General features: G+C 36.4%; 16 protein-coding genes. 9 read left to right on the top strand and 7 right to left on the bottom strand.

Annotated elements, in window-relative coordinates:
- Positions 1 to 232: 232 nt before the first annotated feature.
- The 3 genes from MSWAN_RS01560 to MSWAN_RS01570 form a co-directional block, all read right to left on the bottom strand.
- Positions 233 to 1,450, bottom strand: coding sequence for an ornithine cyclodeaminase (locus MSWAN_RS01560; RefSeq protein WP_013824856.1), 1,218 nt, complete (start codon positions 1,448 to 1,450; stop codon positions 233 to 235).
- A gap of 229 nt (positions 1,451 to 1,679) precedes the next feature.
- The gene (gene speB / locus MSWAN_RS01565; RefSeq protein ID WP_013824857.1) at positions 1,680 to 2,567 is read right to left on the bottom strand and encodes an agmatinase; all 888 of its coding nucleotides are present in this window, start codon (positions 2,565 to 2,567) and stop codon (positions 1,680 to 1,682) included.
- A gap of 32 nt (positions 2,568 to 2,599) precedes the next feature.
- The gene (locus MSWAN_RS01570; protein WP_013824858.1) at positions 2,600 to 2,995 is read right to left on the bottom strand and encodes a translation initiation factor IF-5A; all 396 of its coding nucleotides are present in this window, start codon (positions 2,993 to 2,995) and stop codon (positions 2,600 to 2,602) included.
- 330 nt (positions 2,996 to 3,325) lie between these two features.
- On the opposite strand from MSWAN_RS01570, the gene MSWAN_RS01575 reads away from it, so the two are divergent.
- The 7 genes from MSWAN_RS01575 (at position 3,326) to MSWAN_RS01605 (ending at position 10,102) form a co-directional block, all read left to right on the top strand.
- Positions 3,326 to 3,769 carry a pyruvoyl-dependent arginine decarboxylase gene (locus MSWAN_RS01575; RefSeq protein ID WP_048187811.1) on the top strand — a complete coding sequence of 148 codons (444 nt, stop codon included), beginning with the start codon at positions 3,326 to 3,328 and terminating at the stop codon, positions 3,767 to 3,769.
- Between the two features lie 214 nt (positions 3,770 to 3,983).
- On the top strand, positions 3,984 to 4,895 hold the full coding sequence (locus MSWAN_RS01580; protein ID WP_048187813.1) for a bifunctional fructose-bisphosphatase/inositol-phosphate phosphatase: 912 nt from the start codon (positions 3,984 to 3,986) through the stop codon (positions 4,893 to 4,895).
- Positions 4,895 to 5,749 (top strand): NAD(+) kinase, encoded by an 855-nt coding sequence (locus MSWAN_RS01585; protein ID WP_013824861.1) that lies wholly within the window; start codon positions 4,895 to 4,897, stop codon positions 5,747 to 5,749. The genes MSWAN_RS01580 and MSWAN_RS01585 overlap by 1 nt, the downstream gene beginning before the upstream one ends.
- Entirely contained in the window at positions 5,746 to 7,335 is a 1,590-nt protein-coding gene (gene cfbE, locus MSWAN_RS01590; protein WP_013824862.1) for a coenzyme F430 synthase, read from the top strand. The genes MSWAN_RS01585 and cfbE overlap by 4 nt, the downstream gene beginning before the upstream one ends.
- 271 nt (positions 7,336 to 7,606) lie before the next feature.
- Complete coding sequence (gene hemC, locus MSWAN_RS01595) at positions 7,607 to 8,479, top strand: hydroxymethylbilane synthase (protein ID WP_013824863.1); 873 nt, start codon at positions 7,607 to 7,609, stop codon at positions 8,477 to 8,479.
- Positions 8,476 to 9,429, top strand: a complete 954-nt coding sequence (locus MSWAN_RS01600) for a Gfo/Idh/MocA family protein (protein WP_013824864.1) — start codon at positions 8,476 to 8,478, stop codon at positions 9,427 to 9,429. Before hemC ends, MSWAN_RS01600 begins: the two co-directional genes overlap by 4 nt.
- A 76-nt stretch (positions 9,430 to 9,505) precedes the next feature.
- Positions 9,506 to 10,102 (top strand): orotate phosphoribosyltransferase-like protein, encoded by a 597-nt coding sequence (locus tag MSWAN_RS01605; RefSeq protein WP_013824865.1) that lies wholly within the window; start codon positions 9,506 to 9,508, stop codon positions 10,100 to 10,102.
- Between the two features lie 306 nt (positions 10,103 to 10,408).
- Here the strand turns inward: MSWAN_RS01605 and prf1 are convergent, their stop codons facing one another.
- Positions 10,409 to 11,638, bottom strand: coding sequence for a peptide chain release factor aRF-1 (gene prf1 / locus MSWAN_RS01610; RefSeq protein WP_013824866.1), 1,230 nt, complete (start codon positions 11,636 to 11,638; stop codon positions 10,409 to 10,411).
- A gap of 184 nt (positions 11,639 to 11,822) precedes the next feature.
- Here prf1 and pyrH point away from each other — a divergent pair, with 184 nt between their 5' ends.
- Both pyrH and MSWAN_RS01620 read left to right on the top strand, forming a co-directional pair.
- Positions 11,823 to 12,500: a UMP kinase gene (gene pyrH, locus MSWAN_RS01615; RefSeq protein WP_013824867.1), complete on the top strand. Its 678-nt coding sequence runs from the start codon at positions 11,823 to 11,825 to the stop codon at positions 12,498 to 12,500.
- Between the two features lie 51 nt (positions 12,501 to 12,551).
- Positions 12,552 to 12,746: a DUF2116 family Zn-ribbon domain-containing protein gene (locus MSWAN_RS01620; RefSeq protein ID WP_013824868.1), complete on the top strand. Its 195-nt coding sequence runs from the start codon at positions 12,552 to 12,554 to the stop codon at positions 12,744 to 12,746.
- 337 nt (positions 12,747 to 13,083) lie between these two features.
- Here MSWAN_RS01620 and MSWAN_RS01625 read toward each other — a convergent pair whose 3' ends face one another.
- From MSWAN_RS01625 to MSWAN_RS01635, 3 genes are all read right to left on the bottom strand, one after another.
- The gene (locus MSWAN_RS01625) at positions 13,084 to 14,019 is read right to left on the bottom strand and encodes a transcription initiation factor IIB (protein ID WP_048188185.1); all 936 of its coding nucleotides are present in this window, start codon (positions 14,017 to 14,019) and stop codon (positions 13,084 to 13,086) included.
- A 56-nt stretch (positions 14,020 to 14,075) separates the two neighbouring features.
- Positions 14,076 to 14,351 (bottom strand): H/ACA ribonucleoprotein complex subunit GAR1, encoded by a 276-nt coding sequence (locus MSWAN_RS01630; protein ID WP_013824870.1) that lies wholly within the window; start codon positions 14,349 to 14,351, stop codon positions 14,076 to 14,078.
- A 134-nt stretch (positions 14,352 to 14,485) separates the two neighbouring features.
- Positions 14,486 to 15,544 carry a UPF0104 family protein gene (locus MSWAN_RS01635; RefSeq protein ID WP_013824871.1) on the bottom strand — a complete coding sequence of 353 codons (1,059 nt, stop codon included), beginning with the start codon at positions 15,542 to 15,544 and terminating at the stop codon, positions 14,486 to 14,488.
- Between the last annotated feature and the right edge of the window lie 71 nt (positions 15,545 to 15,615).

The raw sequence follows: 15,615 nt of genomic DNA on the forward strand, positions 1-15,615 counted from the left end.
TAAAGTAACTCTAATTGCAAGTTGATGATTGCCTACAGCAAATATCAGAGTTTCAAATTCTCTTTCAAATATGAAGTGTTAACCCAGAGTAAACTTGTAGTTTGGATCAATCAGTTTGTAACAATTTAGGAAAAAGAACAAATACATTTTTAAAAAATCTTTGAAAAGTAGTATTATTAAAAAATTATTAAAAAAAACAGTAAAAGAACCAAAAAAAGATATAAAAAAAAGGTTAACCTGCCAGTTCGTCATACAGCATTGGCAAGAATGCTCCGACATCTGTTACAACCCCAACTACCTGGGCACTGCCCCTGTCTGCGAGTTTTGTGACGGTTGCAGGGTTTATATCCACACATATGCTTTTTACATGTGAGGGGATCATGTTTCCAACTGCTATTGAGTGGAGCATGGTTGAGATCATTATGACCATGTCAACGTCCTGGACATACTTTCTCATCTCATCTTGAGCATCCATGGTATCGGTTATGACATCAGGAAGTGGACCATCATCTCTTATTGATCCTGCAAGCACATATGGCACGTTATTTTTTATGCACTCGTACATTATTCCCTTTTTGAGTACGCCCTTTTCAACGGCATCTTTTATGGATCCTGCCTTGTTTATCTCATTTATTGCATATATGTGGTGTTTGTGTCCCCTTACAGTGGCTTCACCACTTTTCACACATATTCCCAGGGATGTGCCGTACAATGCACTTTCTATGTCATGGGTTGCAAGTGCGTTGCCTGCAAATAGAATATCGATGATTCCTTCCTTGATCATCTTGGCCAGTACTGGTGCTGAACCTGTATGAACCACTGCAGGTCCTGCAACTACTGCAATTTTACCGTTGTTGTGTTTTATGGCTTTTATTTCAGAGGCTATCTTTTTGACAGTGGATTTCATCGGTTTTTCAGAGGATGCAGTACTTGACATGAACTCAAAAACACCTTTTTTGCCTCTAGGACGTTCCGGAGGTACAACTTTTATTCCTTCCCTTCCAACGACGATGAGTTCACCTTTTTGAATCTTGCCGATTGGCTTGCAGACTGCTTTTTTATTTTCCGGGTCAACAACTATCATGCAGTCCATTTCTATCCCCTCAACAGGTATCCATTCATCTTTGAACCTTATGTAAGTTGGATGGTGTGTGGTTGAATAAAAATCAGGTGGAAGAGTTTTGTCTTTCTCGGATCTAAGGAGTTGAACTTCTTTTATCTCAACAACAAGTGCTCCAATCTCACTGAGCTCATCAAGTATTTCTCCAAGAAGAGATTCAGTATCTGCTGCAACACGTATGGTTGCGTGACTTACATCCTTTTTGTGTTTACCAACTTCAAAATCAAGTATTTTAAAGTCTCCTCCTTTATCCATTATAAGATCCAGAGTTTTTGGAAGCATTAAAGAATCTATTATATGGCCTGAAAGTTTAATTTCTCTTGCGTACATTATATCCACCTTTAAAATTTTAATTTAATGCTATTTATCTGTTTAAATTAGAAATATGAGGTTTTCACAGCTGTACTATGATATTTTACATTGCATTATGTTACTTTTTTGTAAACATACAATTTGAATTATTATTGTATAATGTTCTATAAAATTATTGTATAAACATTCTATAAAAATATATTAATAAAAAAAATGGATGTTAATCAAAAATAGAAATGAAATTAATTTAATAGAGACAAAGAAAATCATAAATAGTCTTTGCACCATTTATAGATGTTATATCACCGATCTGGGTCGATGAAACTTCTACAAGGTCAAAACCTACAACCTGCTTATCTTCCAGGCAGAATATGATCCTTTCAAGTTCACTTGGAGTCAGACCACATGGTGCTGGGGTGCCAACGCTTGGAGCATAGGCAGGGTCAAGGACATCCATATCAACGGTTACGTAAACAGGTCCTTTAACAGCTTTTATGAGATTTTCAATCTCGTCCAGTTTGTTATTTACATCTAAACATGTATACTGTTTTATCTGGTTTTCACAGGCGAAGGATACCTCCTCCTCCGACGCTGATCTTATACCTATCTGGATTATATTTTTGGGGTTCAGATCGAATATCCTCCTCATTACAGTTGCATGAGAATATTTTTCACTCATATAAGTGTCTCTGAGGTCCATGTGGGCATCTAAATGGATTACAGTCACATCTTCAGGGTCCATGGCAGTTAAAATGCCGTAACTGATGCTGTGTTCTCCTCCGATAGTTACTGGAATGATATCCATATCCTGGATATCGGTTATTGTTGATCGTATGTTTCTACAAGTTTTTTCGAAGTTTCCATGGATGACTTCGATGTCACCGAAATCATATAGAGGTACATCAAGGTTTTTATTTAAAATGAAGTTGTATCTTTCGAAGTTGTAAGATGCTTCCCTCACAGACCTTGGACCGAACCTTGCACAGGGTTTGTAGGTCGTTGTGCTGTCAAAGGGCACGCCTACAATACCAAAGCTGTGATTTTTATCAGGACCCTCTTTCGATAGTCCGGTATTTGTAAAATCTATTTCTCTTGAAAAAGCAAATTTTAATGGACTTTCTGTATAAAAAAGCATTTATTTACCTTTAAATAACAAATCAAGAAACATTATTTTTTGGTTATTCTCATGAGTTTTTTGTGGCCCATGGCTATAATGTATCCCACTTCGACTCCTTCAGCAAGGTCATTTTTCAAGTCTTCAGGAATAGGGACGTCAAAAGTTTCATAACTTTCAAGATCCATGAGCTGAACGTTCTCTCCCATTAAAGCAAGAACCTGAGCAGCACGTTTATCTATCATAGGGACATCAACTTTAGCATCAACAGGTTTTACAAGCGTTCTTTTCTGTTTATCAAATATTCCGACAGCATCAACCCTAGCTTTTGCAGCACCGTGTTTTCCAGGGGATGATGTTTGTATACCTACGATTTTTGATGCTTCGCCACCTAATATTACATATTTACCTACTTTTAAGGTTTTGACTTCTACTACCTTTTTCGACATAATATTTACCTCCAATCTATCCAGTTGATTATTAATAAAAACTAATTAATAAAGATTCTACAAGTTAAAAAGGTTTTATATCCACTTATTTACATTCAGTTACTTTTAAGACATAATAAGATTGATGTTATTTTATTAGAGAATGTACCTTATTTATGTTTGTATGTAAACTATTATAGATGATCCTTTAGATATTCTAGATGATATAGATTATATAAGGATAGCTATATTTTTTTCAATATTTAAATTTTGATTTAATTTGTAATTAAATATAAAGTAACAAATCTGCATAACAAATCATGATAGTATAATAGGATGACACGTGGTACGATGAAAGTTTCAATAACTTCAGGAAGGGCAGAAGGCCCAACAAAACTCAACGCATTTGATAACGCACTTTTAGACGCAGGAATAGGGGATATAAATCTTATAACAGTATCAAGCATGCTGCCAACAGGTACTGAAATAGTAGAACTTCCAAAATTCAAGGCAGGAGACATGGTGAACTGTGTTCTTGCATACGAATCATCTGACAGAGAAGGTGATCTAATATCTGCTGTGGTGGCTGCTGCAACTTCTGATGATTTTGGATGTGTGGTGGAGAACACAGGGATAAATAGAGACCCTGAAGATGTAAAAAGTGAAGCAGTAGATATGGTGAAGTACATGATGGATGTCAGGGGTCTCAAGATAAAGGAAATTGTAATAGCAGATGAAAACCATATAGTTAAGAAGCATGGTGCTGTTGTTGCATCGGTTGTTTACCTTAAGTAACTCAAAATATTTTTGCCATATTAAGCCAGTATCTGATAAAAATAGCCATAAATGAAGCATTCGATAAAATGTCATATGAATCATCTTATAAATTTAGTCTTAATATAGAAAGAGCCTGAAAAAATCTTATTAAAAAAAATTTAAGCAGTTTAATCACCAATAAAAGATTTTAAAGATGGAAATTTTGTAGATAAGCCGTAGAAGGGATAGAATGATGAATGAAGAGGATGTTCAATTCTGGAGCAAGGTCTCAAAAAAAATAATTGAAGAAGCCCAAATGGCTATTTTGCCACTTGTAGGTACCATAAAAGGTGGAGAAATAGTTAAGATGGGTGCAGATGGCACTCCAACAAAGCTGATAGATCTGGTTGCAGAGAATAAGGTTGTTGAGGTTTTAGAAGATACTGGGAGGTCTGTGACTCTTATAAGTGAAGAAATAGGCGAATTTAAGGTAGGTGAAGGTTCTTCTGAAGTTGTTTTTGTTGTCGACCCATTGGATGGTACCAGTAACGCCTTAAAGAACATACCTGCCTATGCAATATCAATTGCAATTGCAGATGCTTCAGGTATCCATAAAACTCATAAAAATCTTGAAAATCCTTCAGGCTCTCAAAATATAAATTCCAAAACTTCAAAGAACCAACCACAAAATCAACTTACCATTGAGGATATAGAAATTGGGTTCGTTAAAAATCTTGCAACTGGAGACCTTTATGAAGCTGTAAAGGGGCAGGGGGCTATGCTTAATGGGAAAAAACTTGTTCCTTCAACTCAGGAAGACATCTCAAAATCATCAATAGGTGCCTACATTTACAGGGCAGAGATGAACAAGGTAGATAAACTCTGCAAGGCAGTGAGAAGGATGAGAATACTAGGTTCCGTTGCAATTGAGCTTTGTTACGTTGCAGACAGTACTTACGATGCATTCATAGATATTAGAGGAAATCTCAGGATAGTTGACATTTCAGCTGCGAAGTTAATAATAGAGGAAACAAGAGGTATTGTAACCGACGAGAAATGTCAGCCATTAAACGGTAAGTTAAACGTTTTAGAGAGAACATCTATAATTGCAGCGTGCAATCCAATAATTCACAGTGACATAATCCAAATTTTAGGGGGAATTTGATGCGCATAGGAGTTGTAGCCCGCCTTGATGTGGATGAAGCTGTTGAAATAGCTGGAAAAATAGTTGATTTTTTAACAAAGAAAAATGTTGAAACAGTCATGGATACACCCCTGGTTGAAGAACTCGGTAAAAAAGGGCTTAAAAAATACAAAGACATGGCATGCGACCTTGAAAAAATGGACATGGACATGGTGATAGCTATTGGTGGAGATGGAACCATTCTCAGAACCCAAAGTTTCATCAACAAGAAAAAAATACCTTTATTGGGTATAAACTTGGGTACTGTTGGATTTCTTACAGAAATAGACCCAAAAAATGCTTTTACTGCAATAAATGAAGTTTTATCTGGCAACTACTTCGTTGAGGAGCGCACACAGCTTCAAGTTTGGCACAACAATGAACTTCATACTGCCCTTAACGAGGTAGTTCTAATGACTCGCAGACCAGCTAAAATGCTCCATATCGAGATAAGAGTCGATGATGAGGTTGTTGAGGAGCTGAGAGCTGATGGTCTTATAGTGGCAACTCCCAGTGGTTCAACAGCTTATTCAATGTCTGCAGGAGGTCCAATAGTTGACCCCAAGGTTGGAGCGTTTATTATAGTTCCTATATGTCCGTTTAAACTGGGTGCAAGACCAATAGTGGTTTCCAACAACAGTGTTATTCAAGTTAAACTTCTTCGAGAGGGTAAAAAAGCTGTGGCAGTAATAGATGGGCAGTTCGAAGAGGAGATAAATTACATGGACGAGATCATCTTCAAAAGAGCCGAAGATTATGCTTATTTTGTAAGGTTGACCAAGGATTTCTACAGAAAAGTGCGTGAGAAACTCACAAAAGGCGGAGTAAGTCCATGAAGGTTCTTGTGGTGGACATGACCCATGGAGGCACCATAATTGCATCTGAATTTTCAAAACTTCCTGGATTTGAAGTTTTTGCACTGGATATTTACAAAACTCTAAAAGAAAAAGATTCAAAGCGTTTAATGAAAAATGGGGTAAAACTGGTTGAAGAAGATTTTTTAGAGGAATTAATGGAATCAAATGAACGATCAGGTGAGAATGAGCAGTCTTGTGGGGATGAGCAGTCTTGGGGGAATGAATCGGATAAGATCGATCTAACAGAAGTTTTAACAGTTGTTTCACCTGTTCACTGCGATCTTGAATCTAAAATTGGTGGAGATAATGGTAGATTAATGCAGGGTAACATTAAAAGGATGACCCACCATGAAGCCGTTGGATTCCTGCTTAAAAACCGTATTGACGTGCCAGTGATTGAAATTACAGGTGTTAAGGGTAAAACAAGTGTTGTGTGGATGCTAAAAGAGATATTTAAAGACTCAAATCCTCTGGTTTTGAGCAGTTTAGGTGTTGAAATATTAAAAAATGAAAAAGGTGATCTTAAACACCATTTTTTAAAGAAAAATATAAGTATAACACCTGCAAGCATTTTAGAATCATTTAATCTTGTGTGTAATGAAAATCCCCATAAAAATGGTGTTGGTTGTGAAAATGCAAACTGCCTTAAAGATGTTGGAATCTGCATATTTGAAACATCTTTAGGTGGAACTGGGCTTGCAGATGTTGGGATCTTAACCAACATAGCAGAAGATTATCCCATAGCCAACAGAACAAGAAAAGCAAGTCAAGCGAAGGCCCAAATATTTAAAAGTAAGATGGTTGTGTGTGACTTTGATTCTTTCATCTCAATCTACCGTCCAGTTTCATCAAATTATGATTCAAATCTAAAAACGCACCCCTTCAACTTAAATTTGAAAGAACATTCAAATTTAGTAGAAAAAACCAATACTTTCGGGTTGGAAGATGGTGCAAATGTCAAGGCGTTCGATATAAACTTAGGTCTTTATGAAACAACGTTCCAGGTGGAAGTGAAAAATCTTAAAACTGGGGCTGGCAAAATTTTAAACACCTCTTTTGAAATTTCAACCTTTGCACCTGCACCGTACCATGTTCAGAATGTATTGTCTGTTATATGTGCTTGTTTAACCATTGAAACGCCTATTGAAACTATAAAATTGGGGTTAAAAAATTTCAGAGGATTAAAAGGTAGAACTTCCATAAAAAAGTACAAGGGAAGCGTAATTTTAGAAGAGATAAATCCAGGACTTAATGTTACAGCCTTAAAAAAAGCAGTGGACATGGTAAAGGATGTTGATGATGTGGGAGTTATATTCGGCGGTAAGTATGGTGTTACATGTGAAGAAATAGATGAAAGTACTGCAGCTAATGTTTTAAATAAAATTGGGGATGTTACGCCTCTTATGCTGGTAGATGAACTTGGAAATAATATTAAAAATATAATAAAAAGAAATTTTGGATACATTGTGAATTTAAACGATGCAATTGACCATGCTGTTGATATGGGGTGCAGAAATATTCTTGTTATTTACAGGTCGAATTTTTCAGATACTAAAAAAAGGTAACAATTAAAATTCTCAGGAGTTCTGCAATTTTGTATGGCAACATTTATTAAAGATCATAAGGAATCATTCACTAAGGATTCAGGAGAAAATTAGCATTTAAATTAATATTCACCTAATACCTTTTTATGAATTCAATCTACTGAATTTATTTAATGAACAAATTTATTTAATGATTATTTAAATGTGAATTTTGGGTTGTATGAAACTCATTTAGATTTATGAAAATTCTATAAAACTTTGAGATTTCGTTACACTCGTTGGAGATGGTTCTTTGAACGTTGGTACCAGGGGAAGCAGTCTTGCACGTGCTCAGACAAAAAATATAATCAATGAATTGTCTAAAATAACAGATGAAGAAATAAATGTAGAGATAATAAAAACAACTGGCGATAAAATACAGGATTCTCAGCTTTACAAAATTGATGCAAAAGGGATATTTACCAAGGAACTTGACAGGGCAGTTTTAGATGGAGATGTTGACTTTGCAGTTCACAGCTTTAAAGACCTTCCAACAGAACTTGCAGAAGGCCTTGAAATAGTGGCAGTTCCCCAAAGGGAGTCTCCATTGGAGGTTCTTGTTTCCAAGTATTCGTGGGATGAACTTCCAGAGGGTACAAGCGTGGGTACAAGCAGCCTCAGAAGAGAAGCCTTTTGCAGATATCACAAGAAAAAAATTAATATAAAACCAATAAGGGGAAATATAGATACAAGAATAAAGAAAGTATTAAGCGGCGATTACGATGCAACCATAATGGCTGAAGCAGGTCTTAAAAGACTTGGTCTGACAGAACATATTCAGGAAATATTTTCCCGTGAATATTTCACCCCTGCAGCAGGGCAAGGGGCACTGGCAGTGGTTGCAAGACATGATAGTGATAAAAAAGAAATTTTAAGAAGATTAAATCACACCCCGTCAGAACAGGAAGTCATTGCCGAGAAAACAGTTCTTCAAGAACTTGGAGTTGGTTGTCAGTGGCCTCTGGGTGTGTCTGCAAGGACCCATGGAAATAGTTTGGATCTTTACAGTATTTTACTTTCAAAAGAAGGAGAATTACTTTCAAAGGTAAATTTACAAGGTTCTGTAGATGAAGCTCGTAAACTGGGTTTGAAAGCTGCAAAGCTTATGATGGAGGATTATATTTGAATAAGGTTAATGTTGGTGTGATTGGTGTTGGAGCTATGGGTTACAATCATGTGAGGGTTTACTCTGAACTTAAAAGTGCTAACCTCATGGCAGTTTCTGATCTTATGAAGGGAACCTTGGCAGAGGTTTCTGGGAAGTTTAACACTGTTGGATTTGTTGATTATGATAATATACTTAAAATGCCCGAAATAGAAGTTGTGAGTGTTTGCGTGCCCACAACATACCATCATGAAGTTGTGATGAGTGCAATAGAGCATGGAAAAAATGTGCTGGTTGAAAAACCCATAGCTTTCACCCTTGATGAGGCCAAGGAAATGGTGGATGCTGCACACGAAGCCGGTGTTAAATTTGCAACTGGACACGTTGAGAGATTCAATCCCGCGGTACTTGAGGCTAAAAAACTTATAGATGAAGGTGCAATAGGTGAAATTGTTTCTGCTTCAGCTAAAAGGGTTGGACCATTCCCTCCCAGGATAAAGGACGTTGGTGTTGCAATAGATCTTGCAATACACGAGGTAGATATCATGTTCTATCTCCTTGACAGCCCCGCATCAAAGGTATATGCAAATATGGGCAGTAAACTTGAAAAATGTGAATATGAAGATCATGCAGAGATAATGATGAGATTTGAAAATGGTGTGGTCGGAATGTTGGAAACTAACTGGCTTACACCGTACAAAAAACGACAGCTGGAGTTAACAGGGGTTGATGGGATATTATCCATTGATTACATAGACCAGAGTGTCGAAGTATTTGGAAAAAATGCTCAAAAAGTTAAAATAGCCCACACTGAACCATTAAAAGATGAATTGAACTCATTTTTATCCGCAGTTACTAATAATGAAGAGCCGAAGATTACAGGGGAAGATGGAATCCATGCCCTTAAAGTGGTACTTGCAGCCATGAAATCTGCAAAGCACAAAACCCCAGTGAACATGAATGAGTGTTAATCCATCTAGTTAATATGGTTTTAGAACAAATTATGTTAACAGATGTGTAAGAATGAATATTTAGGATGTGTACCCAATGAATGAAAAACTCATAGAAAAGGCTTACGAGCTTAGAAATAGAGGTTTCACAACAGGAGAAATAGCAGACGAATTCAACGTCTCAAAGGACACAGCCAGATGGCTCATATTACAGGGAACAGGAAAGAGAAATGAGAAGGAAAAAGCTCCAATTGACTTTGCAATAAACTGGAAAAGTCTTGGAGGCAGTTCAGTACGTATGAAATATGTATCTGCAGCCATGGCCGATATGGCATTGCAGTACGGAGAACCAGAGGTTATTGTTGGAATATCAGTAAGTGGAATACCATTTGCAACCATGATGGCTGAGATAATAGATGCGGACATTGCTGTGTTCCACCCAATAAAACACAGGGAACTGGAGCAAGATGCCAAAGGAGCTATAAGCAGTAACTTTGCCTCTGTTGAAGGTCGTAAAGTTGTTATAGTGGACGATGTTATAACCAGCGGAAGAACCCTCATGGAAGCTGCAAAGGTTTTTAAGGGCCTTGGAGCACAACCGCTTGCAGCAGTTGTTTTAATAGACAAAAAAGGTATATCTGAAGTTGATGATGTTCCTGTGGAATCTTTGATCCGTGTTAGTAGATTGGGATAGGATTATAATTTTTAATCCTTATTTTAGTTTTTTTAGTTTCTTCTTTTAATTTTTACTCTTTTATTTTAATTTTAGCTATTCTTTATTTTTTAATTACTTTCCTGTTTCTTTAAAAAGTTTTAAAAATAGTTCACACAGCTTTCATAAAACTTGTTTATTTTGTTTAGAATTGTTATTAAAATAAGTTTATCAAACTATAAAAAGTTCTACAGAAGAAATTAATCAACAAATCAACTAAAAAAATAGACAAGAATCTAATCAACAAAAATTCAAAATCATTAAAAAAAATAGATCAAGAGAACTTGATCATATTCTGTAACGTAATATGGCACCGATTCCTCCAAACGCCTTTAAAAGTTGTGTACCCTCTTCTGTTTCGGTTGAAATTAGTTCAACTTTGGATCCAACTTCTTCAGCCATTTCAACAAAGTCATCTACAACATCTTTACTGTTTGTTAACTTCATTTTTTCATTACACTTTGAACATAACTTTTCAGGGGCTTCACCTGATTTTTTCATGGTTTTTTCCTGGGTATTGTCGCATGACTGGCATTGGTAGGTTAATCTTTTTGATTTAAGGTCTTCTGATAAAAGAAGAACTTCAACAGCACCTATTTTTAGGTTATGCCTTACTTCTGCTTCACCGTAGGATGCAAGGCCATTTTCGTTCACAAGTTCCATTAAAAACTTTTGCATGAGTTTTTTTTCACGCATGACTCCGATTTGATCTAGAACGTCCATGGATTTGTCCAGAACTTCCCTTATACCAAATTCACCAGTATAAGATGTATCTACGGTTGTTATTATCTTGTCCTTTATTTCGTAGTGCAGATAATCCCCTTCAACGAACTCTTCTTTTGTATGACCCGGTCCCCCAATTATTACACCTTTAAGCTCGGGAACTTCCAGGAAGATTTCGTTCATGTGTTCCCCTATACGTTTCAAAAATTCGTGGGCTGCAAGGTCAATCAGACGGTCAAACCTTCGCTGTGACTGTCCTCCTGCTTTATGTTTTCCGGGAACACCGCTTGTTAAATGTTTAGTGATTTCTATCCTTTTACCACGCAGTATGGCAATTGTGGCTTCTTTACGGTCGAGAACAGCGAGTCCATATATTTCTTTGTCCTCCAAAATCTCTTCCAGTGGTTTCAGGAAAAATTCTGAGTTGCAGTGGTAGATATAGGTCTGCACAGGTTCTGGCGGTTCAAATACGTATGTTTCCATCTTCTCTGTACCTGGCCCTCCTCGGGGTATCATTCCAACAAAGAGAACCAAACCCTTCTCAGGAGGTTTTGGGAAAAGCTTCATTCTCTGCATTATAACCTCAATAGCAGACTGCACATTTTTTTTAGTCTGTTTGCTTTTTATATTAGCGCTCTGACTTAATTCTTCCCTCATGTGCTTTACTACATCACTTACCTGCTTATCTGGAGGTATATAAACTGAAACGAGTTCTGTTCCCCTCCCTTTCTTACCTGAAAGTTCTTCAAGGGTTCTTTTAACCTCGTATAATTCTTTTGATGACACTTCAGTCATAGTTATCACTCCTAAAACATGAAAATTATTAATTTATAAATTTCAATCAACATAAAAATCGATTTGCAATTTCCACAAATTAATCTATAATTTTTTTAGATTTATATACTACTCTAAATTACTTATGTGTAACTATCTAAACTTTATATGATATTAGATTTAAAATTATCGTGATGGTGATGAGATGCGAATAGTGGTTACAATAGGCGGATCAATAATAATAAAGAATCATAATTACAAAAGATTTAAGGATTATGCTGATGTTTTGAACGATATGAAAAATGAACACGAGCTTTTTGTGGTAGTTGGGGGAGGTAAAACAGCCAGGGACTATATAAGGATAGCAAGAGACCTCTCTGTTTCTGAGGCTATGTGTGACGATATAGGGATTGATGTCACACGTCTCAATGCCAGACTCCTTATTATGGCTATGGGTGAAGATGCTTATCCAGTTGTTCCACAAAACTTTAGAGAAGCCCTTGAATTCTCTGCATCCGGTAAGATTATAGTTATGGGGGGAACAGAACCAGCTCATAGTACAGATGCTGTTGGAAGTATACTTGCAGAGTTTGTGAATGCAGACTTGATTATAAATGCCACATCTGTGGACGGCCTCTACAACAAGGATCCAAACAAATATGATGATGCTAAAATGTTTGAAGAGGTAAAACCCACTGAAATGATGGACCTTATGAGCAGTAAAGATATAAAAGCTGGTACATATGAGTTCTTTGACATGACGGCCATACAAATAATAAAAAGGTCCAGTATAAAGACTGTAATTGTTAATGGTAATGATGCCCACAACATTCAAAAAGCTGTAAATGAAAAAATCGGAACACTTATAGTTCCTGAAGATTAATGCAAAATATTCAGATTAACTTGAATTAATAACAATAATCGAGGTGTTAAATTGACAGATCAACACAAACATTGCCCTATTTGCGGTAAACCAATACCACTTTCTGAAAGGTTCTGCTCTCAAACGTGCGAAAACTTATTTGCAGAAAGACAGAAAAAGGCTGCAAAGACAAGAAAAATGCTGTATGCTGTTTTTATAGTATTTATTCTGATATGGTTGTTCATAGTCTTAAAAGGTAAATTTTAAGGTGGATTTCTAGGTAATTAATTTTTTCCTATTTTTTAGTTTTTTTAATTTAATTTAGTAGTAGATTTTCTTTATTTTTCAATAAAAAGTATTTCAAATTTTCAAGTTTTTAATAAACTCATTAAATTAGTAAAATAGCTCTATAAATAGTTCAAAGATAACTGAAACAAATACAAATCAGAATAAAATTCATAGATAACTAAATAACTAATTTAGAATAAATTATCCAGAATAACTTACAAAAGTAGGATATAAATTAATAATTAATGATATCAAAATTGTTTAATAAATACTATCAAAAATAAAAATATATCAAAAAAAAGTTTTTGAGGTGAAACTATAAAGTTACACCCATATCTAACTGTTCTGTGAGCTCTTTGTACCTGTTACGGATTGTGACCTCTGTAACTCCTGCGATATCTGCAACGTCTCTTTGGGTTTTCCTTTCACCTAAGAGCACAGATGCAATGTAGAGTGCTGCTGCAGCCACGCCTGTAGGTCCTCTACCTGAGGTTAGGCCTTTTGCCATAGCTTGTTCTATTATATCGATAGCTTTGGACTGCACTTCACCAGATAAACCGAGTTCACTTGCAAATCGAGGAACATAGTCCACAGGTGATGTTGGAGGTAATTTTATGTTTAGTTCTCTTGTTAAGAACCTATAAGTCCTTCCAACTTCCTTTTTAGTAACTCTTGAGACTTCTGCAATCTCATCAAGTGTTCTTGGCACGTTGCACCTTCTGCAAGCTGCATAAAGTGATGCTGCAACCACGCCTTCAATACTCCTTCCTCGTATAAGTTTGTTTTCCACAGCATTCCTGTAAACAACTGATGCTGCTTCCCTAACACTTCTTGGAAGTCCGAGTCTTGATGAGTCTCTGTCAAGTTCGCTCAGAGCGAATGCAAGGTTACGTTCCGTTGCACCAGAGATCCTTATTTTTCTCTGCCATTTTCGGAGTCTGTACCACTGAGCACGGTTCCTGGCAGGAATGTCACGGCCGTAGATGTCTTTATTTCTCCAGTCAATCATGGTGGAGAGTCCTTTGTCGTGTATGGTATAGGTTATAGGTGCACCTACCCTTGTTCTTTTATCACGCTGTTCATGGTCGAATGCCCTCCATTCAGGCCCCATGTCAACTAGATTGTCATCTATAACTAGACCGCAGGCCCCACAGACAACTTCACCACGTTCATGATCGTTTATAAGCTTTTTAGAGCCACATTCTGGACATTTAGTTTCAGTTTTTTCGATTTCCGAAACATCCTGTTTCATCTGTTCTTTTTCTGAAACGTCAGGTTCCATATTTTCGTTTTGCGAAACTTCGTGTTTCATTTTTTCTTTCGTTTCCTTCGCCCCCATTTTTTGATAGGTTTTGATGGTATGTACAGGGTTTCTCCAACTTTATCATCAAGATTTCCAAAATTTTTTGAGTAAACTTTAATTGCTACGTATGATTCTTTTGTAGGACCAAATATATCGTAAACAGTACCCAATTTCTTTTTATCTTCTGTAAAAACAGTTAGTCCAAAACCTGGCGTATTGACGGATTTTAAAATGACGCGACCCCGTTTGGAGATGTGTGAGACAGTTCCCAGTTTTTTCATATACCCTCAAATCGAAACTTTTATATAATATTATAGTGTTCTGAAGTACTATATAAAGATTTCGATAATATTAAAAGAGGGATATTAAATGGGTTTAATGGAGAGGGGATGTCTTTTTATATGATGGCAGTTGGTCAGATGCTCTCGGACTCTTTTGTTTTTAGTATCTTTCCGTAATAAACGGTTACAATAGCTCCAATTACCGTGGGCATCAGGTAACTTACAAGGCGGTCTATAAGGCTTGCAGCTAGTACTATATCTGCCGGAACTCCCACGACCAGGAAAAGCCCTATCATTACACCTTCGCGGAGTCCTAAAGCCCCTGGAATTGTGGGGAGTATGGTTATCAAAAGTGCAATACTGTAGATAATTACCATGGGTATGAATGGAGGATATGAACCAACAGCCACAAAGCAGAGGTACATTCTTACCATATCTATTAACCACATCCCAATGGAGATTATGAGGCCTAATGTGAACATTTTATGGTTCTGCAGGACTGTAAGGAAACCTGTGGAAAACCTTTCAACGTAATATATGATCTGTTCTGTTACGTATGAAAATGTTACTTCTTTTTTGGTCAGTTTTTTAAAGAAAGGGAATACAGAACGTGCGATTGAAATAATAATTCTCTCTGCAATTTCTTTATTAATTCCAACATATATCAAGAGCCCGAAAAAAACCATGGTTATTAATATGAGCACACTTATTGCGATAGCGCTCCAGATTGAGATATTCCACGTGAATATTAAATAAATTGCAAAAAGAGACACCATCAAAAATGGGAAGAACTCAAAAACCCTATCTGCACTTGCAGAAACGAATGCAAGGTCGAATGGAATCCCTTCAAGTTTGTTTACAAGATATGCGCGGAGAGGTTCTCCGCCTGCAGCTCCGGGAGTTACGTTGTTACCAAAAAGGCTTGAAAACATCATTAAAAAGAGTTTTTTAAAACCTGGAGAATGGTCAACAACGTCGAGTATCAATGACCAACGCAGTGTCCATGCTACAATCAGAAGAAGCTCTAAAATAATGGTTAAATATATTATATTGAGGTTTGAATGGCTCAAAACTTCAAGTATGTCGTTTAATCCCACTGCAAAAGATATAATAAATATGAGGAATGCACCGATTATAAATGTGATTATGATTTCCCATTTATGGTCTCGAATGAATTCCGAAGTAGTCTCCATTTTAAAAATTCTTTACGTTACAATATATCTACTTATCTGTTCTAACAATTTGGGATACTTACCTCATATTT

Source organism: Methanobacterium paludis (assembly GCF_000214725.1).
Classification (GTDB): Archaea; Methanobacteriota; Methanobacteria; order Methanobacteriales; family Methanobacteriaceae; genus Methanobacterium_C; species Methanobacterium_C paludis.

Excerpts from the sequence above, each read along its gene's own strand:
- MSWAN_RS01560 (WP_013824856.1), bottom strand. The coding sequence starts at position 1,450 with ATGTACGCAAGAGAAATTAAACTTTCAGGCCATATAATAGATTCTTTA.
- speB (WP_013824857.1), bottom strand. The coding sequence starts at position 2,567 with ATGCTTTTTTATACAGAAAGTCCATTAAAATTTGCTTTTTCAAGAGAA.
- MSWAN_RS01570 (WP_013824858.1), bottom strand. The coding sequence starts at position 2,995 with ATGTCGAAAAAGGTAGTAGAAGTCAAAACCTTAAAAGTAGGTAAATAT.
- MSWAN_RS01575 (WP_048187811.1), top strand. The coding sequence starts at position 3,326 with ATGAAAGTTTCAATAACTTCAGGAAGGGCAGAAGGCCCAACAAAACTC.
- MSWAN_RS01580 (WP_048187813.1), top strand. The coding sequence starts at position 3,984 with ATGAATGAAGAGGATGTTCAATTCTGGAGCAAGGTCTCAAAAAAAATA.
- MSWAN_RS01585 (WP_013824861.1), top strand. The coding sequence starts at position 4,895 with ATGCGCATAGGAGTTGTAGCCCGCCTTGATGTGGATGAAGCTGTTGAA.
- cfbE (WP_013824862.1), top strand. The coding sequence starts at position 5,746 with ATGAAGGTTCTTGTGGTGGACATGACCCATGGAGGCACCATAATTGCA.
- MSWAN_RS01605 (WP_013824865.1), top strand. The coding sequence starts at position 9,506 with ATGAATGAAAAACTCATAGAAAAGGCTTACGAGCTTAGAAATAGAGGT.
- prf1 (WP_013824866.1), bottom strand. The coding sequence starts at position 11,638 with ATGACTGAAGTGTCATCAAAAGAATTATACGAGGTTAAAAGAACCCTT.
- pyrH (WP_013824867.1), top strand. The coding sequence starts at position 11,823 with ATGCGAATAGTGGTTACAATAGGCGGATCAATAATAATAAAGAATCAT.
- MSWAN_RS01625 (WP_048188185.1), bottom strand. The coding sequence starts at position 14,019 with ATGAAACAGGATGTTTCGGAAATCGAAAAAACTGAAACTAAATGTCCA.
- MSWAN_RS01630 (WP_013824870.1), bottom strand. The coding sequence starts at position 14,351 with ATGAAAAAACTGGGAACTGTCTCACACATCTCCAAACGGGGTCGCGTC.
- MSWAN_RS01635 (WP_013824871.1), bottom strand. The coding sequence starts at position 15,544 with ATGGAGACTACTTCGGAATTCATTCGAGACCATAAATGGGAAATCATA.